At 56.2% G+C, this 19,193-nt stretch carries 21 protein-coding genes, 2 tRNA genes and 3 pseudogenes; 10 read left to right on the plus strand and 16 right to left on the minus strand.

The window, feature by feature from the left end:
• The first annotated feature begins 307 nt into the window (after nt 1-307).
• Nucleotides 308-398, plus strand: a tRNA-Ser gene (locus THISIDRAFT_RS13970).
• 59 nt (nt 399-457) lie between these two features.
• Here the strand turns inward: THISIDRAFT_RS13970 and THISIDRAFT_RS13975 are convergent.
• Entirely contained in the window at nt 458-844 is a 387-nt protein-coding gene (locus THISIDRAFT_RS13975) for a hypothetical protein (protein ID WP_006788788.1), read from the minus strand.
• 8 nt (nt 845-852) lie between these two features.
• A pseudogene (locus tag THISIDRAFT_RS13980) lies at nt 853-1,032 on the minus strand (transposase); the annotation flags it as partial.
• A 101-nt stretch (nt 1,033-1,133) separates the two neighbouring features.
• Between THISIDRAFT_RS13980 and THISIDRAFT_RS13985 the strand changes: the two are divergent.
• Nucleotides 1,134-1,298: pseudogene (locus THISIDRAFT_RS13985) on the plus strand (transposase); the annotation flags it as partial.
• A 171-nt stretch (nt 1,299-1,469) separates the two neighbouring features.
• On the opposite strand, the gene THISIDRAFT_RS13990 reads toward THISIDRAFT_RS13985, so the two are convergent.
• The 3 genes and pseudogenes from THISIDRAFT_RS13990 to THISIDRAFT_RS14000 form a co-directional block, all read right to left on the minus strand.
• Nucleotides 1,470-1,640, minus strand: a complete 171-nt coding sequence (locus THISIDRAFT_RS13990; protein ID WP_159098545.1) for a hypothetical protein — start codon at nt 1,638-1,640, stop codon at nt 1,470-1,472.
• Between the two features lie 407 nt (nt 1,641-2,047).
• Complete coding sequence (locus THISIDRAFT_RS13995; RefSeq protein ID WP_006788786.1) at nt 2,048-2,308, minus strand: hypothetical protein; 261 nt, start codon at nt 2,306-2,308, stop codon at nt 2,048-2,050.
• 298 nt (nt 2,309-2,606) lie between these two features.
• Nucleotides 2,607-3,287, minus strand: a pseudogene (locus THISIDRAFT_RS14000) (IS1 family transposase).
• Nucleotides 3,288-3,591: 304 nt separating this feature from the next.
• Between THISIDRAFT_RS14000 and THISIDRAFT_RS14005 the strand changes: the two are divergent.
• Nucleotides 3,592-3,668, plus strand: a tRNA-Pro gene (locus THISIDRAFT_RS14005).
• A 98-nt stretch (nt 3,669-3,766) separates the two neighbouring features.
• Here THISIDRAFT_RS14005 and tsaB read toward each other — a convergent pair.
• Together tsaB and THISIDRAFT_RS14015 are read right to left on the minus strand one after the other, a co-directional pair.
• Nucleotides 3,767-4,480: a tRNA (adenosine(37)-N6)-threonylcarbamoyltransferase complex dimerization subunit type 1 TsaB gene (gene tsaB / locus THISIDRAFT_RS14010; protein ID WP_006788671.1), complete on the minus strand. Its 714-nt coding sequence runs from the start codon at nt 4,478-4,480 to the stop codon at nt 3,767-3,769.
• 9 nt (nt 4,481-4,489) lie between these two features.
• The gene (locus THISIDRAFT_RS14015) at nt 4,490-4,891 is read right to left on the minus strand and encodes a DUF3775 domain-containing protein (RefSeq protein WP_006788672.1); all 402 of its coding nucleotides are present in this window, start codon (nt 4,889-4,891) and stop codon (nt 4,490-4,492) included.
• Nucleotides 4,892-5,135: 244 nt separating this feature from the next.
• On the opposite strand from THISIDRAFT_RS14015, the gene lptF reads away from it, so the two are divergent.
• The 7 genes from lptF to era all read left to right on the plus strand — a co-directional run bounded on the left by lptF (nt 5,136) and on the right by era (nt 11,628).
• Nucleotides 5,136-6,239 (plus strand): LPS export ABC transporter permease LptF, encoded by a 1,104-nt coding sequence (gene lptF, locus THISIDRAFT_RS14020; RefSeq protein WP_040853281.1) that lies wholly within the window; start codon nt 5,136-5,138, stop codon nt 6,237-6,239.
• Complete coding sequence (lptG, locus tag THISIDRAFT_RS14025; protein ID WP_006788674.1) at nt 6,236-7,303, plus strand: LPS export ABC transporter permease LptG; 1,068 nt, start codon at nt 6,236-6,238, stop codon at nt 7,301-7,303. Before lptF ends, lptG begins: the two co-directional genes overlap by 4 nt.
• An 81-nt stretch (nt 7,304-7,384) precedes the next feature.
• On the plus strand, nt 7,385-8,308 hold the full coding sequence (locus THISIDRAFT_RS14030; protein WP_006788675.1) for an ABC transporter ATP-binding protein: 924 nt from the start codon (nt 7,385-7,387) through the stop codon (nt 8,306-8,308).
• Nucleotides 8,305-9,081, plus strand: coding sequence for an ABC transporter permease (locus tag THISIDRAFT_RS14035; protein ID WP_006788676.1), 777 nt, complete (start codon nt 8,305-8,307; stop codon nt 9,079-9,081). Before THISIDRAFT_RS14030 ends, THISIDRAFT_RS14035 begins: the two co-directional genes overlap by 4 nt.
• Nucleotides 9,082-9,185: 104 nt before the next feature.
• Nucleotides 9,186-9,425: an RNA chaperone Hfq gene (gene hfq / locus THISIDRAFT_RS14040; RefSeq protein ID WP_006788677.1), complete on the plus strand. Its 240-nt coding sequence runs from the start codon at nt 9,186-9,188 to the stop codon at nt 9,423-9,425.
• Between the two features lie 29 nt (nt 9,426-9,454).
• Complete coding sequence (gene hflX, locus THISIDRAFT_RS14045) at nt 9,455-10,738, plus strand: ribosome rescue GTPase HflX (protein ID WP_040853283.1); 1,284 nt, start codon at nt 9,455-9,457, stop codon at nt 10,736-10,738.
• A complete protein-coding gene (gene era, locus THISIDRAFT_RS14050; RefSeq protein WP_006788679.1) occupies nt 10,735-11,628 on the plus strand; it encodes a GTPase Era in 894 nt (297 codons plus the stop codon). Before hflX ends, era begins: the two co-directional genes overlap by 4 nt.
• 235 nt (nt 11,629-11,863) lie before the next feature.
• Here era and THISIDRAFT_RS14055 read toward each other — a convergent pair whose 3' ends face one another.
• From THISIDRAFT_RS14055 to THISIDRAFT_RS14095, 9 genes are all read right to left on the minus strand, one after another.
• Complete coding sequence (locus tag THISIDRAFT_RS14055; protein ID WP_246585434.1) at nt 11,864-12,913, minus strand: ISAs1 family transposase; 1,050 nt, start codon at nt 12,911-12,913, stop codon at nt 11,864-11,866.
• Between the two features lie 355 nt (nt 12,914-13,268).
• Nucleotides 13,269-13,448 carry a hypothetical protein gene (locus tag THISIDRAFT_RS14060; RefSeq protein WP_006786938.1) on the minus strand — a complete coding sequence of 60 codons (180 nt, stop codon included), beginning with the start codon at nt 13,446-13,448 and terminating at the stop codon, nt 13,269-13,271.
• A gap of 21 nt (nt 13,449-13,469) precedes the next feature.
• A complete protein-coding gene (locus THISIDRAFT_RS14065; RefSeq protein ID WP_006786939.1) occupies nt 13,470-13,928 on the minus strand; it encodes an EVE domain-containing protein in 459 nt (152 codons plus the stop codon).
• A gap of 28 nt (nt 13,929-13,956) precedes the next feature.
• Nucleotides 13,957-14,874: a DnaJ C-terminal domain-containing protein gene (locus tag THISIDRAFT_RS14070; protein ID WP_006786940.1), complete on the minus strand. Its 918-nt coding sequence runs from the start codon at nt 14,872-14,874 to the stop codon at nt 13,957-13,959.
• A gap of 11 nt (nt 14,875-14,885) precedes the next feature.
• Complete coding sequence (locus THISIDRAFT_RS14075) at nt 14,886-15,518, minus strand: MotA/TolQ/ExbB proton channel family protein (protein ID WP_006786941.1); 633 nt, start codon at nt 15,516-15,518, stop codon at nt 14,886-14,888.
• Nucleotides 15,519-15,545: 27 nt separating this feature from the next.
• The gene (locus tag THISIDRAFT_RS14080) at nt 15,546-15,950 is read right to left on the minus strand and encodes a MazG nucleotide pyrophosphohydrolase domain-containing protein (protein WP_006786942.1); all 405 of its coding nucleotides are present in this window, start codon (nt 15,948-15,950) and stop codon (nt 15,546-15,548) included.
• Complete coding sequence (locus THISIDRAFT_RS14085) at nt 15,950-16,573, minus strand: YfaZ family outer membrane protein (RefSeq protein ID WP_006786943.1); 624 nt, start codon at nt 16,571-16,573, stop codon at nt 15,950-15,952. The genes THISIDRAFT_RS14080 and THISIDRAFT_RS14085 overlap by 1 nt, the downstream gene beginning before the upstream one ends.
• Before the next feature lie 44 nt (nt 16,574-16,617).
• A complete protein-coding gene (thrC, locus tag THISIDRAFT_RS14090; RefSeq protein WP_006786944.1) occupies nt 16,618-17,760 on the minus strand; it encodes a threonine synthase in 1,143 nt (380 codons plus the stop codon).
• A gap of 81 nt (nt 17,761-17,841) precedes the next feature.
• Nucleotides 17,842-19,155: a homoserine dehydrogenase gene (locus THISIDRAFT_RS14095; protein ID WP_006786945.1), complete on the minus strand. Its 1,314-nt coding sequence runs from the start codon at nt 19,153-19,155 to the stop codon at nt 17,842-17,844.
• Nucleotides 19,156-19,193 lie beyond the last annotated feature (38 nt).

A 19,193-nucleotide genomic window follows, 5' to 3' on the forward strand; every position in this document is an offset into this window, starting at 1 on the left:
AACCCCAGGCGCTGGGCCGCCTCGGCCTGCCGCAGATGCTTGTTCGCCACCGCCTGAATCATCTCTAGTCGGTCAATTTCTTTGTGACTCATCGTAATGTGCTCCTTCGTCATGCGTGCCCCTCCCGCTTAAATATAAAGGGGACATTTTAGAATTGGACGAAGGGGACATTACTGCTTTGGGCTAACAGTGTGAGCGCCACCCTCTTTACCTGCGTTTTCAAACCGTGTATAATCGTCCTTCTCTATATAGCCTTCAAGGAAATCAAAAGCTTGATATCCTCTGAAGGTGCGCGAGTTCAATTTTAGGAGAGATGGCCGAGCGGCTGAAGGCGCTCCCCTGCTAAGGGAGTATGGGTCAAAAGCCCATCGAGGGTTCGAATCCCTCTCTCTCCGCCAAGTTTCGCAATAAAGCCCCTTTTCAAGGGGCTTTATTTTTGCCCTTAACCCCAGGGCTTTCAAGGTGACTTCTTCTCCCTTGCTGCCAGCAGGCGAGCGACAGAGACGTGCGGCTTGGTTCGATCGTGGGATCGCTGCGGTGCAGGTTTCTTCGGACCCCGCTTCGCCTTGTGGTAGCGGCTCAGTTTGGTCCGCTCGGCCTGCGCTAGGAGCCAGGCAGCGAAGTCCACAACGGCCAAGGTGTGGAAGACCGTCCAGTCCTCTGAATCGACAATCTCACAGAGGCTCTCTGCCGTATTGCTGATGTGTCTGGCCATGTAGTAGCCAGAAAGGCTGTCGGCCTCCTCGCCGTGCGCTACACGCAACGCCGCCTTGGCCACGGAGAGCACATTGTAGGTAATGACTGCGCAGGCGAACGCGAAGAGTGCTGCCGACGGATGGGCCAAGAATCTGTTCAAAGTCTCTTAAGCAAGATGCCCAGGAAGGCCAGGTGAATAAATGGTAAGCTGGTGTTGAGCTTGCGCTCAGCGTTTTTCCAAAGTCGCCGGTGCTTTTCCAGCCAGGCGAAGCTGCGCTCTACCACCCAGCGCGTGGGGATGACCTTGAAGGTATGCAATTCGCTGCGCTTGGCGAGTGATCCGGCCAGCACTCCGCTGGTGGTGTTTCCCGTTCAAGCGCGTGAGGGGCCGGGAACGGCCCGAGGACACGCACGAGATCAATCATCGCCTGTCCCCGCCTCGGGCACGCGTGGAGCACCCGTTTCGGGTCATCAAGCGCCAGTTTGGATATACCAAGGGGCGCTACCGGGGTCTGACCAGGAACACGGCCCCGTTGACCCCCCTGTTTGCGCTGTCGAATCTGTACCTGGCGAGGCGCCCGTTGTTGCGTACGCCAGGATAGGGGCGTCCGCTGTCCGTGCCGTGGGCCGTGAATAGGCCCGAATCGTTCAAAAGAACCGGAAATCCAGACCCCAATTGACCGAGCAAACGACATGTCGTCCTTGATGTGCATTCGCCAGCTGCCCGAGATCACTTAATCAGAGGTTCCTTAATCTTATCGTATCCAAGCGCTTCATAATCCAATCGTGCAAAACAGATCAGCTCGCAAGAACACCTTGCGGCCAATAGATGAATAAGAAGCATCTATATCATCATCTACCTCAAGCAAGGATTCGATAAAATCTCTTTGAGTATCATAATTTTCACCTGCCACAAAGGTGGCAATACGGTCAATAATTACCAAAGGTTTCTCAACATTGCGTTCAGCAATATAACTTACTACACACCGATAAATTCGGTCAAGATTAAGTTTGGTTTTTATCGAATCGCCTCCAATAATTTCTTTTTTATTTGCTTATACTGATATAAGATAATTCAAAATATTTTTTTAATCAAAATAATTAAACTCTTTAAAAGCCCCTTTAGCTTTTTAATAACTGAATCATCGAATTCTTTGGATTTTATCTGTCTGAGACATTCATTAATTTCCTTTTCATGCGGGGTATCTGGAAAATCTGAAAGTTTATATAGCTCTTCGCATATTCTGTTGATAATTTTGAATTTACAAGTTAATTTTTATATTATTTTATTATCATTACCAGGAAATTATTCTGCAATAAATGAACGCAACAACTGGAATGATATCGCCTCTTATATAGGTATTATGAGTCGATTTCTGTAGGTACCAAGCTTCTTGCTTCTGTTTTTCAACAACTCGAACAGAGCGCTCTTACCCGAGCCTATTTGCCCAACAATTACAGAATGTCGATCTTGCAAGAATTGCTTGACAGAGGTAGTTAATACAAAGTTCTTTTCCAGTGATTCATCTTTCCTTTCATCAGCCGAGCCAAAATCAAGGAGCGGAAGCACCTCGATTGAAAATGGTTCTTTTAATGTATTGACTGCATCCATATCTTTTCCTCTTTTCATCGCAGAGGAATGCCGGTTACCCGACGCCCCCTGCACAGATCCCGGCGTGCGGTTTTCCCGTACCAGGCTCTTCAGTCATAATTCACTCGCGTAAAAGGACGTTCCCTCACGCAAGCCTCTAATTTTGCATCTCCTGCATTGTATCAACCGGTGTCGAAAACGCAATAAGCCTCCAGCACCCGCCTGAGTCCTTCTCAAGGCAAATAGGGCACCCCCTTGTCATCCGCTTCCCAATAAACTCAGATCTTTACTGGGTACTCCTGCACAATATAGTGAATAGTCAATCAGCAGCGAAAAACAAGGTTTCATTGTAATGGTGAACGAAATACCAGATAGCGTCTATGTGGTTTTCGAGCTTTTTTGAAAATGACAGGGTTTTTCTGACGAAGCAAGATACACGTTGTCTTAATGTGGCATTTTTGCCCACGGCGCGATGGCGTTGTGTAGGTAATACCCCCTGATAGCGCAGGTGTCCCAAAAATCGGTGTAACACACACCACATTGACGATACACTGCGGGCAAAGACTCCCAAAGCCCTTGGGCCCCTTGCCGACTTCGATCCCCGACACACACGCCGACCCTTTCGCCCGTATCCTGATCGATCGCTTACCAACCCCAGGGTTTATGATGCTTATTTCCTACAAAAGACCACCACGCATCGCATGGGATCACGCGCTTGCCTTTGGTTTTTTACCTGCACCTTTCGAGGTGTTTCTTTATATTTTTGATTCACATAGCTTTGTAGCCAACGCTCTGAAACCCCAACGACCCGAGCGATACCGGCCCGTGAAATTCTTTCCAATAAGAGCTTATCAATGAGCGCTTTTTTATCCTCACTGATTCGATTCTGGGGATTTTCGACAAATTGCCGACCACACGCTTTGCACGCGAATTTCGGCTTGTGGTTATGGATACGGCCATTTTTAATCACATGCTCTGAATGACACGAAGGACACTGCATGGTTTTTTACTCTTTACTAACCCATCACCTCTATATCTTACCACATTCAACACTACCATTTACAGGACTACCCAATTTCGGAGACATCGGCAGCTCAGGCATCGCGACAAAAGGCACCTCGATCACCTGCTCAACTGATGATTGTCAATACCCTGATAGCGCGATCGCCCTGGCCTGGGTGCTATCGTAGTTGCATTTTGTGCCAATTTTGCTGCAGAATACGCAGCCTGTTTTGCAATGAGTGCATTTAATGCTTGCATTCGCTGTGAGGCGGGGTATTTTAAGTTTAAATACTAATCTTTGTCGGAGTGTAGCTCAGCTTGGTAGAGCACCGTCTTCGGGAGGCGGGGGTCGAAGGTTCAAATCCTTTCACTCCGACCACGTTCTTAAATTCCCTTGATTTTCCCTACTTTAGTCCTCCCTATCAGACCTTTCTAAAATCAATCCAGTGCGGGTGTTGCCGTCAAGGCTCTGCTGAGTCACCTATAGCCAAGTGGTGGGCGCTTGGGTGGGTCGGCGACGTGGTCGCGCAGGTAGACCGGCATGGCCTGTTCGGGGGGGAGTTGCTGGCCGCTGTGGTATGCGCGCACGGCCAGGCGGGCTACGCAGGCGGCTTCGGCAAAGGCATTTGGCTGGTATTGGGTGAGGCGCGGGCCAAGGGCCTGGCGGAGTGCGTCGGGGTAGCTGGCAAAGCCTGAGCCGATGCCGCTAAACCGTTCTGGTTCAACGGGCAAGCTGACAGCCTGTGGCGAACATACCTGCTCCTCTGTCAAGGGCTGGGCCAGGCCCTGCGCGTCTGCGCCAAAGCTGGCGCAGTAGACTTCTTGCATACGCGCATCGGTGGCGGCAAATACCGCCCTGCTCCCTTGATCCAGCCCTTGTTGCGCTAGGGCGGCCAGGCTCGAAATGGCCAGCACTGGTAAGTCCGCTGCAAATGCACTGCCCTGGGCCACGCTGGCGGCAATCCGCACTCCGGTAAATGCCCCCGGCCCCCGGCCAAAGGCAATGGCGTCAAGCTGGCTTAAGGATAGCCCCGCTTCATCCAGCACGGCCTGCATCATGGGCAGAATCAGACGCGCATGTTCACGCGGGGCGAGCTGGCTTTGCTGGTAGAGTGTGCCGTCATACCACACGGCGGCAGAACACTGCTCACTGGCGGTTTCGATGGCTAGGATTTTTAATGCACAGGACACAGGCCGGCCTTAATCTTCATCGTCACAGGAGTAGCCCATCATGGACAGCCCCTCGGCCAGGTAATCTGACACCAGCGGCGTGGCGATGAGGTATTCTGCAGTGTGGGAAGTCCAGTTGGATTTGGCCTCAGCAAAGGCCAGTTGCCATTCGTTGTCATCAAAATCACCGCGTCCCATCCACATCAGGGCCACCAGACACACCTGCTGCTCGGGTTCGAGTTCGTCGATATTGCTTTTGATTTCCTGATAGGCCGGGTCATCGGCGTATTCGGCAACGCTGGCCATACCCGCCAGCCCCCAGTCATCGTGGGGGATTTCCGGTTCTTCATGAATGGCTACGTCTTCCTGGGCGTGAAATTCCTGGATGCGCTCAATCAGCCAGCACACCAGACCGGGATCAATCGTTAACATGATAACTTCTCGCTTTTACATAAAAAGGTTGAGGATACCAGCAGGGCGGCGTTAGCCGCGTTGGCTGCTGACAGAGGATTATTTGCACTATACTAGCACTTTGTGGCGACGGGTTTGGTCTTTTGCGCCGACAGCGGTGCTTTGAAGCCAGGTCCGTGCCAATCGTGTGTATTTTATCGGTCGGCCTGTTTGTGTGCGCTAACGGGCGGGACATCCTTCATTTTAAAGGCTGTGGGCTTTGTCTGTGCTTCCTGGTGTACTGGATCGTTATCTGCTGCGTGAGTTGCTGCGTACCCAGCTGGCGGTGTTGCTGGTGTTGTTGCTGATTATTTTAGGCGGGGTGCTGGCGCGCATGTTGCGCGAGGCGGCAGAGGGGCGTATTCCCAGCGATTTGATTATGCCGCTGTTGCTGTTTGGCAGTCTGCGCGGACTGATTTTGCTGTTTCCCATTGCTTTGTTTGTGGCGTTGATGCTCACCCTGGGACGGCTGTATCAAGACAGCGAGATGAGTGCTTTGCGGGCCTGTGGGGTTGGCCCGCTGCGCTTATATCAGGCCTTTGCCTGGGTGATCATACCGTCGATGGGGCTGGCGGCGGTATTGGTGTTTTGGGTTTCCCCTACAGTGGTCTCCTTGATGGAGCAGCTGCGCACACAGGCGCTGCAACGCTCTGAGCTGGTCGGCATCAGCCCTGGGCGTTTTCTGATAGCCCGTCAGGATGCACGGGTGTTTTATATTGAATCGCTGAGCGAAGATCGTCGGCGCATGGAGGCGGTCTTTACCCAGCGCCGCGATGCCAAAGGCACGGATATTGTGGTGGCCCGCCAGGCGGAGCAATATGTGGATGAAACCACCGGACAGCGCTTTTTGGTGTTGCTGGATGGCTATCGTTATCAGGGCATCCCGGGGCAGGGGGCCTATCAGATCATGGCCTTTGAGCGCTATGGGGTACGGGTGCCGGAAACCAGCGGCGGTGCAAACCGGCGGCAGAACCGCGATGCCCTGCCCAGCCACCAACTGTGGCGCAGTGAGGATCCGGCCCTGCGGGCGGAATGGCAGTGGCGGGCCTCGGTGCCGCTTTCTGTGCTGGTTTTGTCCTTGCTGGCCTTGCCTTTGGCGCATACCAGCCCGCGCAAGGGGCGCTATGCCAAGCTGGCGGCGGGTATTTTAGTCTATGTGGTCTATGCCAATCTGCTGATTTTAGCCAAGTCCTGGTATGCCGACGGTTATACCCCGGCGTGGCTGGGGATGAACTGGGTGCATCTACTGCCCGTGCTATTGATGCTGGCCCTGCTGTATCAGCAACAGGGCGGCTTTTGGCAGCCCCTGCGCGGGATGGGGCACCGATGATCAAGATTCTTGATCTGTATATTGCCCGCACGGTGATCGGCGGCACCCTGCTGGCTTTGCTGATGCTGACCGCGCTGGATGTGGTGTTTAGCTTTATCGGCGAGCTCAATGATATTGGGCGCGGTGATTATGGGCTGATTCAGGCACTGGTTTACACCGCGCTCACCATTCCCAGACGCCTTTATGATCTCTTCCCCAGCGCGGTCTTGCTCGGCGCATTGCTAGGGCTGGGCGGGCTGGCCGCACACAGCGAATTGATTGCGCTGCGCGCTGCCGGAATCTCAATTCGTCGCATTGTGCGCTCGGTGTTGCAGGCCGGGGTGATCATGCTGCTGGCGGCGGTGTTGCTGGGGGAATTGGTCGCCCCCGCCAGCGAGGCCCGCGCCCAGAGCCTGCGCACCTTTTCCCATTCCGAGCAGATGTCGATGGGCTTTGGTGGCCTGTGGGCACGGGATGAAAACCGCTATCTCAATGTCAGTATGGTCATGACCGGGCCGCGTCTGGTGGATCTGCGGGTGTATGAATTTGATCCGCAGGGCCGCTTAAGCCGGGCCACCCAGGCCGAATCGGCACGCTATGTTGATGGTCAATGGCAGGTTGAGGGCATTGCCCGCAGCCATATCAGCCACACCGACGGCGTGCGCAGCGAGTGGGTGGCCGAAGAGACCTGGCCGCGCTTGCTGGCCCCGGAACTGTTTGCGGTGATCGTGATTGAGCCACAACAGATGTCGGCGCTCACCCTGCTTAGCTACATCCGCTATCTGCAGGATAATGCCCTGGATGCCGCCCCTTATGAACTGGCCTTCTGGAATCGGGTGATTTTGCCGCTGTCGAGTCTGGTCATGCTGCTGCTGGCCATGCCCTTTGTGTTTGGCTCGCTGCGTTCTGGCAGTGCCGGGCAGCGGCTGTTCATCGGCATTGTCGTGGGGGCAGGCTTTCATCTGCTCAATCGTACCCTGAATCACTTGGGTCTGATTTATGGCCTGCCGCCGCTGCTAAGCGCCGCCTTGCCAACGCTGTTATTTCTTGCGGTGGGGCTGTGGGCTTTACAACGCATCCGCTAAAAAATTGTGCGCTGCACAATCCGCCCGTGTGCTATCATGTAAGACCTTAACCATTCCCACCTCCCGCATATTTTCACGCTTATGACCTGTGCCCTTGCGCTGCGCAAACTGACCAAAACCTATAACCACAGCCTGCACGCCCTGAAAGGCATTGATCTTGAGGTCCAGGCCGGGGATTTTTTTGCCCTGCTGGGACCCAATGGCGCGGGCAAATCCACCGCCATCGGCATCATTGCCTCGCTGATCAATAAAAGCGCCGGGCAGGTGTTGATCTTTGGCCATGATCTGGATCATGAGCTCAACGCCGCCAAGCGCTGTATCGGCCTGGTGCCGCAGGAGTTCAATTTCAATAATTTTGAGCCGGTGCTTGAGATCGTCGTCAACAGCGGCGGTTATCACGGCATCCCCTATAAGGAAGCCTGCCGCCGGGCGGAAAAATACCTCAAGCAGCTTGACCTGTGGGAGCGGCGCAAAGACATCGCCCGCAATCTCTCCGGCGGGATGAAGCGGCGCCTGATGATTGCCCGCGCCCTGGTGCATGAGCCGCAGCTGTTGATCCTCGATGAACCCACCGCCGGGGTGGATATCGAAATCCGCCGCTCCATGTGGGATTTTCTGCGCACCATCAACCGCGAAGGCCGCACCATCATCCTCACCACGCATTATCTGGAGGAGGCGGAAAACCTGTGTCGCAACATTGCCATCATTGACCACGGTGAGATCATCGAAAACACCCACATGAAAGGCCTGTTGAGCAAGCTGAGCATGGAGACCTTTGTGCTGGATCTGGCCAGACCCTTACACGAAGAACTGAGTCTGCCCGGACATACCTTGCGGCGCATTGACGATATGACCCTGGAGGTCGATATTGCCAAACAGACCGGCCTGAATCAGCTATTTATCGATTTGACGCAAAAAGGGGTCCAGGTCCTTAGCCTGCGCAACAAGACCAACCGCCTGGAACAACTGTTTATGAACATGGTCGAGGAGAGTCGCGCCGCATGAAGCACCTGCACGCTAACGCCATTGCGCTCAAAACCATCGTGGTCAAGGAAACCCTGCGCTTTGCGCGCATCTGGATTCAGACCGTGTTGCCGCCGATGATTACCATGTCTTTATATTTCATCATCTTTGGCGGCTTGATCGGCTCGCGCATCGGCGAGATGGAAGGCATTCGCTATATGGACTTTATTGTTCCGGGGCTGATCATGATGGCGGTGATTACCAATGCCTATTCCAACGTGGTGTCGTCATTTTTCAGTGCCAAGTTCCAGCATCATATCGAAGAAATGCTGGTTTCGCCGATCCCCAACAGCTTGATCATCATCGGCTTTATCGGTGGTGGGCTGCTGCGCGGCCTGACCGTGGGGGTGGCGGTGACGCTGGTGTCTTTGCTGTTTAGTCCGCTGGCCGTACACAATCTTGCGGTGACCTTATCGGTGGTGCTGCTCACCGCCATTTTGTTTTCGCTGGCGGGCTTGATCAACGGTGTGTTTGCGCGCACCTTTGATGACATTGCCATCGTCCCAACCTTCGTGCTGACGCCGTTGACCTATCTTGGCGGGGTGTTTTATTCGATCAGCCTGCTGCCGGAATTCTGGCAACATGTCTCGCTGATCAACCCCATTTTGTACATGGTCAACGCCTTTCGCTATGGTCTGCTGGGGGTCAGCGACATGAATCTGTGGATCTCATACGCCATTATCATCGGCTTTATTATCGCTTTGTATCTCTTTGCCCTGTATCTTATGAACAAGGGGTATGGCATTCGCAAATAGCGCCGGTGTAGCCACCCTGGCAGCGCTGCTCTTGGGGGGCGGCCTGATCATGCTAAACTGGCATGGCTTTATAACCAAAATAACCCATTTTCTAGGAGCACATCATGTCAAAAGGGCAAACGCTACAAGAACCCTTTCTCAATACCCTGCGCAAGGAACGCATCCCGGTGTCGATCTATCTTGTCAACGGCATCAAATTGCAAGGACAGATTGATTCTTTTGATCAATTCGTGATTCTTTTGAAAAACACCGTCAGCCAGATGGTCTATAAACACGCCATCTCGACCATTGTTCCGTCGCGCCCGGTCCGGCTGCCCTTAAGTGATGAGCACGCAGATGACTGACGCCCTGCCCCGCGAGAACGCCTTTGTTTGTGTTTGAACGCCCACGCAGCGGGGAAAAGGCGCTGCTGGTCCACATGGAACTGAGCGGCGCCCTGGCAGAAGATCGCCAGGAATTCATCGAACTGGTGCGCTCAGCCGGGGCGCAGATTCTTGACTGTCTCGGCGGCTCGCTACGCAGCATTGACCCGCGCCATTTTATCGGCAGCGGCAAAGCAGAAGAACTGCGCGAGGCGGTGGCCTTGCATCAGGCTGAGCTGGCGATCTTTGATCACACGCTCTCCCCCAGTCAGGAGCGCAATCTGGAGCGCCTGTTGCAATGCCGGGTTTTGGATCGTACCGGTTTGATTCTGGATATTTTTGCCCAGCGGGCGCGTTCGCACGAAGGCAAGCTGCAGGTGGAACTGGCCCAGCTGCGTCACCTCTCTACCCGATTGGTGCGCGGCTGGACCCATCTGGAACGCCAAAAAGGCGGCATCGGCCTGCGTGGCCCCGGTGAAACCCAGCTGGAAACCGACCGCCGTCTGCTGGCGGCGCGCATCAAACAGATCGAACGCCGTCTGAGCAAAGTTGCCAGCAGCCGCGAGCAAAACCGCCAGGCCCGGCAACGTGCCGAAACCCCGACGGTTGCCCTGGTGGGTTACACCAATGCGGGCAAATCGACCCTGTTCAATCGGCTCACCGGCGCACAGGTCTACGCGGCAGATCAACTCTTTGCCACGCTGGACCCCACCCTGCGCCGTCTGGATTTACCCTTGCAGCAATCGCTGATCCTCGCCGACACCGTGGGCTTTATTCGCCACCTGCCGCACGATCTGGTGGCCGCCTTTAAGGCCACCCTGACCGAAACCCGCGAGGCCGCGTTGCTGTTACACGTCATCGACGCTGCTGATGAGCAGCGCGACCGCTACATCGAACAGGTCAACGCCGTGCTGGCCGAGATCGACGCCGCCGAGGTTCCGCAAATTCTGGTGTATAACAAAATCGACCTGCTCGAATCGGTCAGCGTGCGCAGCGAAGCTGCCGCACATGGCCAACCGGCGCGTGTCTGGCTGTCGGCACAAACCGGCGAAGGCATCGAACAGCTGCGTGAGCTTTTGGCTGAACATTTCAGCCAGGCGGTATTTCACGGCACCGTCGAGTTGCCCGCCCATGCCGGAAAATTGCGCGCCGCCCTGTTTGCCCAGCACGCCGTCCTCGCCGAAAGCTTTACCGAGGCCGGTGGCTGGCGGCTGGAAATCCGCCTCACCCAGCGCCGCCTGGAAGCCCTGTGGCGCGAGCATCAACGCATTGCCCCCGAGATCATCAACCCGTGACTGCATCGACACCCGCCACCCGCTGTGGCTACATCGCCATCATTGGCCGCCCCAATGTCGGCAAATCCACCCTGCTCAACGGCTTTGTCGGGGAAAAAATTGCGGCGGCCTCGCGCAAGCCGCAAACCACCCGCCACACCATCCTGGGCATTGTCACCCGCCCCAACCACGACCAGCTGATTTTTGTCGATACCCCCGGCATTGATCTGGGCAACCGCCACCGCCTGGGCCAAGTGCTCAATCGCACCGCCCAGGCCACCCTCAATGACGTAGATGTCATCTTGCTCGTGGTCGAGGCCGGACGCTTTGACGATGCCGACCAACATATACTGCAGCAGGCCATCGGCAGCCGCCGTCCCATCTTGCTGGCCATCAACAAAGTCGATCGCATCAGTGACAAACGCACCCTGCTGCCCTATATCGAACGCCTCAGCCAACGGCATGAATTTGCAGACATCGTGCCGCTTTCCGGGCTTAAAGGCATCAACCTTGAGCCGGTATTGGAGGCCCTGAGCACGCTGCTGCCCGCTAACCCGCCCCTGTTTGACGAAGACGCCATCACGGATCGCAGCGAACGCTTCCGCGCCAGCGAGATCATCCGCGAACAACTGCTCGAACGCCTTGGCCAGGAAGTCCCCTACAACACCCACGTCGAAGTCGAAGCCTATCAAGACAGCGACAACGGCGGTGTCCTTGAGATCCACGCCACCATCTTTGTCACCCGCACCAGCCAAAAAGGCATCCTCGTCGGCAAAGGCGGTCACATGATCAAAGCCATCGGCACCGGCTCCCGCAAAGCGCTCGAAGAACTCCTTGGCCGCAAAATCATGCTCAAACTCCGCGTCGCTGCAGACCCCAACTGGCAAGACAAACACCTGCTGCGTCAATGAAGATTTCTGATGCAGATTTTGCCTTGCCTATCCATCGCAGGCGCGGAAGCTATTAACCCGGCAATCAAATAGCTATGCTTCTGCGTACTGAATTATCTTGGCTTGGAAATAGCTGGCAACCCGCTTGGGCAGTTTCTGCAGCTTGCGCATATGAGACATTTCGTTTCATGCGTAAAGCCTAACACATGCGTACCTATTTGATCACCGGGTTAACAGGGCGAGCGCGTATAAATCCTTAGCCAAATAGAACCTTAGCGCGGTAGTCATCATCCCAGTTGGCCTTGCGGCGTTTCTTGGACATACGCAGCGTGGAAGGATCTCGTTCCAACAGGTTCATGCAGAGATGTCGGATGGAGGTCAGGATGGCCGGGGCGTTGCCTTTGCGGATGCGGGTCGCGTCTTCGCGAAACACCACATCCAAGCGCCAGTGCAGGAGATTCTCCACGCCCCAGTGCCCGCGCACGGCGTGGGCGAAGCGCTCGGCCTGGGCCGGGATGGACGTGATGAAAAACCGCCGTTCGATGCTGTGGCGTTCCTCGATCCAGCATTCCCGCTCCACCCTGCCGATACTGCGTAGCCCCTTCCAACGTTCGGTCTGTGAGAGCGTGCCCAATTCTTCGGTGATCCAATAACGGCGCACCTCAAGACGCCCATGATCCTTGTCGATCTCCTCAATGAAGTCATGGGGAACATGGGCAAACTCCCCGGCGCGTGCGGTCTCGAAGAAGTCTTTGACCTCCTCGTGCAGCGTGCTCTGATTGCCCTTGAGTCCGAGAACATCATCGCCGCCCTGATCAATGATCTGCTCAGCGATCTTGGTCTGACAGCCCATCGCATCGAGGGTCACAATGCAGCCTTTCAGCGCCAACAATTCCAGCAGTTTGGGAATGGCTGTGATTTCATTGGATTTCTCCTCGGTGGCTTCTTGGCCCAGCACCCAGCGGTTGCGGTGGCTCCAAGCACTGACCCTGTGCAGCGCCGCTTTGCCTTTGCGCCGATCCCGAGACCCGTGCGCCGTCTTGCCATCGACGGCAATGACATCGCCCTCGGTGGCCTCAGTGACCGCTTGGGTCCACGTGAGAAACACCTGTTGAAAGGCTTTGGGATTCAAGCGCGACATCACAGGGGCGATGCGATCATGCGAGAGAATGCCGTTGGCAAAGGGCGCGAACTTGCGTAACCCATCAAGCTTCGCTTTGCCAAAGTCCTCCATCGCTTCCCAGCCTTGTGCACCGCTCAACGTTGCACAAATCACCCGCAGCAAAATTTCCATGAGAGGATACAATCGGTTGCGCTCCACCCGGGGTCGCGCAGACCGGCAAAGCACTCTGTCAAACGGGCCGCCATGAGAAACTCCTGCGGTTGTTTCTCGATAGATTGCCGCAACTGCATCTATTTGAAAACTTTTATACACGCTCGCCCTGGCCAGTCCGGAGCCGTTGAGCGTGCGGGTCTCTCAGACCGAGCCAGGATGCAAAATGCCAGAGCACCGATTTTGACCTGATCGCGCAGCAGGTTGCGTGCTGGTAATTGCGCACCCTGCTTCAGGCTTCGACATCCCGGGCGACCAGATCGTCGCCGATCAATACACGTCCAACAGGCTCTGATCGTTACACGCTTTGTCGTCGCTGAGGGGTGCGCTATTCTGCGCGCCCCGTAGCTTTCTTTGGGTGCGTCAGCACTTCTGGGATTATTCGCAGCGGCTTGCCATCCCGCCACACAACGGCATACTGACCTAATTGCTGCTTACGTTCCAGGGCCTGATTAACGGCCCTTTTCAACGCAGCCAGTGCTTGGGCCTCATAGTCTTTATTTTGCATGATGGTTCACTGCGTTATGCGTTATCCGGGCATCAGGTTGATGATGTGTTGCCATTGTTCTGGGGTGACGGGCATGACGGACAGGCGGTTGCCGCGCCGGAGCAGGGGCATGTCTTGCAGGGGTGGGCAGGCTTTCAGGGTGTGCAAGGGGATGGTCTGAGGAAAACGCTGGTGCAGGCATACATCGACACAATACCAGCGCGGGGTGTGTGGATCGCTGCGTGGGTCAAAATAGGGACTGCTCGGGTCAAGCGCGGTGGGGTCGGGATAGCCCGCCCGCACAATGTCCATGATGCCGACGATGCCTGGTTGTGGGCAGCTGGAGTGATAAAAAAAAGCCTGATCACCGATTGTGATCTGGTCGCGCAGCAGGTTGCGTGCCTGGTAGTTGCGTACCCCGTTCCAGGCTTCGACATCCCGGGCGGCCAGATCGTCAATACTGAACTCGATGGGCTCTGATTTCATCAGCCAATAGGCCATGTGCGTATCCTGATGGCGCTCGCCGCGCTTAGTTGAACTGATGGCGCGGGTTAAAGGCCATGTCTTTGCGCATGCGCTCATAGAACTCGCGCTGGGTGGCGGTCTGCGCTGGCGGGGTGTGAATCTGCAACACCAGGTATTGATCGCCCGGCGGGGTGCCCGGCAGGCCCTTGCCTTTGAGTCTGAGGCGGTTGCCGGATTGTGCGCCGGCAGGGATTTTCATTTCCACAGTACCGCTGAGCGTCGGCACTTGCACGCTGCTGCCCAGGGCGGCTTCCCACGGGGTGATGGGCAAATCCAGGTAGATATCGCGCCCTTCCAGACGAAAATAACGGTGCGGGCGAATTTTGATTTCCAGATATAAATCGCCCCCAGGGCCACCGCCTAAGCCCGCCGCGCCCTGTCCGGCCAGGCGTATGCGCTGGCCTTGGCTGACGCCCGGCGGAATCTTGACTTCCAGGGTTTTGCCTGAAGCCAGGCGCACCGAGATCGGTCCTCCGAGGGCGGCATGTTGCAGATCAATCTCGATGGTGCTGGTCTGATCGGCGCCTTTGGCCCGAAAACCGCTGCGGCTGCTTTGTGTGCGCCCGCCCCCAAACAGGGATTCAAAAAAATCAGAAAAAGCCGCGCCGTCGCCAAATTCTGTTTTAAAGTGTGAGCTGTTGCTGCGAAAACCGCCCATGCCACTGGGATCAAAGCCTGGCGGGTGACGAAATTCCTGACCGGCTTTCCAGTTACTGCCGAGTTGATCGTAAAGCTTGCGCTTTTCGGGATCGCCCAGCACCTCATACGCCTCGTTGACCGCCTTGAAGCGTTCCTCGGCATTGGCTTCCTTGCTGACATCGGGATGAAATTTGCGCGCCAGGCGGCGATAGATCTTTTTAATCTCGTCTTGGGATGCGTGACGGCTGACCCCCAGGGTTTTGTAGTAGTCTTTATATTCCATACGGTTATCCTTTAAGTGTTGATCTTTTCAACCACGGTCTCGCGTTCACCGTGTAATACTTCGATCAATTTGATGGCTTCCTGCTCCATTTCCAAGACCAGCTCATCCACCCGTCCGCGAAAATAACGGTGAAAGATCAGCGCAGGAATGGCAACCGAGATGCCGGCAGCGGTGGTGATCAGGGCCTGGGAGATGCCGCCGGCCAGTTCGCCGGGATTGCCCACGCCGATGTCGGTGATAACCGCAAAGACCTGAATCATGCCGACCACGGTGCCCAAAAGTCCCAGCAAGGGGGTGATCATAGCAATGGTTCCCAAGGTGTTGAGGAAGCGCTCCAGCTGATGCGCTACCTGCCGTCCGCTTTCCTCAATGCTTTCTTTCATGATTTCTCGCGGATGATGGCGATTGATTAACCCAGCCGCCAGCACCCGCCCCAGTGGCGAGCTGCTGCGCAGGGCCTGAATCCGCTGGCCGTCGAGTTTGCCAGCCTGAATCCACTGCCAGATTTGTACCACCAGCGCGGCGGGGATAATTCTGCGCCGTTGCAAAGACCAGAAGCGTTCCAGCACAATGGCCAGAGCCAGGATAGAACATGCAATGATGGGGATCATTAACCATCCCCCGGCTTTGACTAGCTCAAACACGTTGCATCTTGCCTCAGAATAGGGGGTTTAGGTGTGTTGCTTGGCTTCCTGCCACAGTGCCTCAAGGCGTGCCAGATCTTGGGTGGCCAGTGGCTGTCCCTGTGCGGCCAGTTGCGCCTCAATATAGGCAAAGCGTTGCATAAAGCGGGCATTGGTGCCCTGCAAGGCGGCCTGCGGGTCGATATTTAGATGACGGGCCAGGTTGCTGACGGCAAATAACAGATCGCCGATTTCAGCAAACAGGCGCTGCGCCTGCTCAGGGCCGTGCGGCCTTTGCATTTCGCTGCGCACCTCGTTGAGCTCCTCACCGATTTTGTCCAGCACCGGCCAGGGATTGTCCCAGTCAAAGCCCACTGTAGCGGCCCGCGCCTGTAAACAGCGGGCGCGCTCCAGGGCGGGCAGATCGGCGGGGATGTCGTCAAGCAGGCCCATTAAAAATCCAGCCGCACACCGAAATGCACATTATCGTCCATGCGATAGCGTTTTTTCTGATTCAGATCAGCCTGGATGTACCGATAGCCGAGAAAGCCCGCCGCACCGGGGGTGACTTCCACCTCAATGCGGGCGCCCAGATCCAGCAACTCGCGCCCATCGCTGAAGCTGGTGACCCGTGGCGCATAGTAGCCCTCAAGGCCCAGGCTTACCGGCATATTGGCCGGAATCACATGGCGTACATCCCCGCCCAGCGCCAGGGACTGAAAATTGCTGTCAGGTTTGTCGATCATGCCCAGATAAGCTTTTGCGCCCACCCCGAACACCATTGGCTGATTGCCCGCCGGGCGGCCCGATGCCTTGAGTCCGAGGCTAAACAGCCAGTCACTGCTATCGTTGTAAAAAGCGGCCGCAGAAAAATCAGCCCCTCCCAGTCCGCCCACTGCGCCGGTATCCAGTACCACGCCCAGTTGTGCGGTATCGCGGCTGATATAGGCGCTGAACTCTTTGGCCTGCAGCGGGCTTAACACCGCAGCGCCTAACAATAGCACGGCCAGCGTCACGCCGGATAAGCGAGCGCGGATATCAGAATACGCAGGAAGCGTCACACGGTCACAGTACATATACAGGACTCCGGTTAAAGCCAAGGGAAAAGATAAATGTGAGCTTAGCTGAGATGATCCAAAATTGCCCGCTCCACATCTGCATAGCTGGCTTGCGCCTTGATCAGCGGGCGGGTGCTTTGGGCGATGGCGGTGTCAGGGTCTTTGAGGCCGTGGCCGGTGAGGGTGCAGACCACGCAGGAACCCTCCGGGATGCGCCCGGAATGAATATCCCGCAAGGCCCCCGCCAGCGAGGTTGCCGAGGCCGGTTCACAAAAGATGCCTTCGCGTTCGGCCAGCAGTTTCTGGGCGGCGAGAATTTCGGCATCACTGCATTCATCAAACCAGCCGCCGGATTCGGCCTGCACTTTCCAGGCAAACTCCCAGGACTGCGGGTGACCGATGCGAATCGCGGTGGCCACGGTTTCGGGTTGATCCACCATGTGACCGCGCAAAAACGGCGCACTGCCTGCGGCCTGATAACCGACCATTTTCGGGCGGTTGCCGACCAACGCGCCGCCGGCATACATGCAGCGGCCTTTGCAAAAGGCGCAGGCCTGGGTGACATTTTCCCCAGAGCTTGAGGAATATTCGCAATAACCGATCCAATGGGCGGTGATGTTACCCGCATTGCCTACCGGCAGACAGTGAAAATCCGGCGCCCGGCCAAGCTCTTCAATGATCTCAAAGGCAGCGGTTTTCTGCCCTTGCAGGCGATAGGGATTGACCGAGTTGACCAGGGTTACCGGGGCTTTTTGTGCCACCTCTTTCACCAGCTTCATGCCATCATCAAAGTTGCCCTGAATCTGAATCACCACCGAGCCGTGCATCATCGCCTGGGCCAGCTTGCCCATCGCAATCTTGCCTTCAGGGATGACCACAAAGGCAGTAATTCCCGCACGCGCCGCATAGGCCGCCGCCGAGGCGGAGGTGTTGCCGGTGGAGGCGCAGATAATCGCCTTGGAGCCTTCTTCGACGGCCTTGGTCACCGCCATGGTCATGCCGCGATCTTTGAACGAGCCGGTGGGGTTGAGGCCCTCAAACTTGACATAAATCTCGACCTCCTTGCCGATCAGACGCGGGACATTATTGAGCCGCAGCAGCGGGGTATTGCCTTCACCCAGACTGATCAGGCGGGTGTCATCATGGACCGGCAGGCGGTCGCGGTAGCGCTCAATCAATCCGGTGTAGCGGGGACGAAAAGACATGCGATTTCCTAACTGATATGCAGCGCCGAGCTGTACTCGGCGGGTTGGGAACACCGGTCAGCAGACCGGCATTAAAAATACCTATTGCGCCAGCGTTTCCAGACGAATCCGGGTGACCGGCTGGGTCACACTGGCCAGGGCCTCAATCTCGCTGATGGCCTGATTGAGATTGCCCTCGCGCACCCGATGGGTCAGCAGGATCACATCCGCCTCGGTGGTCTGTTCATCGCGCTCTTGTTGCAAAATGGCCTCAATGCTGATCGACAGATCACCCAGAATACGGGTAATGTCGGCCAGTACGCCGGGGCGATCCAGCACCCGCAGACGCAGATAAAACGCAGTTTCCACGGCCTCCATCGGCAAAATGGGCAAATCCGCCAGCGCATCGGCCTGAAAGGCCAGATGCGGCACCCGGTTTTCCGGATCAGCGGTCAGCGCCCGCACCACATCCACCAGATCAGCCACCACCGCAGAACCGGTGGGCTCAGCCCCGGCACCTGCGCCGTAATACAGCGTAGAACCGACCGCATCGCCATTGATCAGCACCGCATTCATCACCCCATCCACATTGGCCAGCAGCCGCTTGGCGGGAATCAAGGCAGGATGTACCCGCAACTCAATGCCGTGCGGGGTGCGCCGGGCCATACCCAGATGCTTGATGCGATAACCAAGCTCTGTGGCATAGCCCACATCTTCGCGGGTGATGTGGGTAATGCCCTCGGTATACACCTTTTCAAATTGCAGCGGAATACCAAAAGCCACCGAGGCCAGAATGGTCAGCTTATGGGCGGCGTCAATGCCTTCCACATCAAAGGTCGGATCGGCCTCGGCATAACCCAAGGCTTGCGCCTGGGCCAGCACCTCTGCAAAGGCACGGCCTTTGTCACGCATCTCGGTCAAAATGAAATTGCCGGTGCCGTTGATGATCCCCGCCAGCCATTGGATATGGTTGCCCGCCAAGCCTTCGCGCACCGCCTTGATGATCGGAATGCCACCCGCCACGGCAGCCTCAAAGGCCACCATCACCCCGCGCTCCTGCGCCCGTGCGAAAATTTCATTGCCGTGCAAGGCAATCAATGCCTTATTGGCGGTAACCACATGCTTGCCATTGGCAATAGCCTGCAACACCATCTCGCGGGCAAGCCCGGTGCCCCCCATCAACTCAATAACAATGGCGACCTCAGGATCATTAACCACCGCCGCCGGGTCTTGTGTGATCTGGATGCCGCTGGCCTGACACTGTGGCAGACAGTTGACATCGCGGGCCGCCGCAATACTGATTTCAATCCCACGTCCGGCCCGGCGGGCAATTTCCTCACGGTTGCGATACAGCACGGTGACGGTACCGCAGCCCACCGTACCCAATCCAAGCAGACCTACCTTGACAGGTTTCAAGACATACTCCTGATTTTAAAACAATTCTTGGAATGATA

It is taken from the genome of Thiorhodospira sibirica ATCC 700588 (genome assembly GCF_000227725.2).
Lineage (GTDB): Bacteria > Pseudomonadota > Gammaproteobacteria > Ectothiorhodospirales > Ectothiorhodospiraceae > Thiorhodospira > Thiorhodospira sibirica.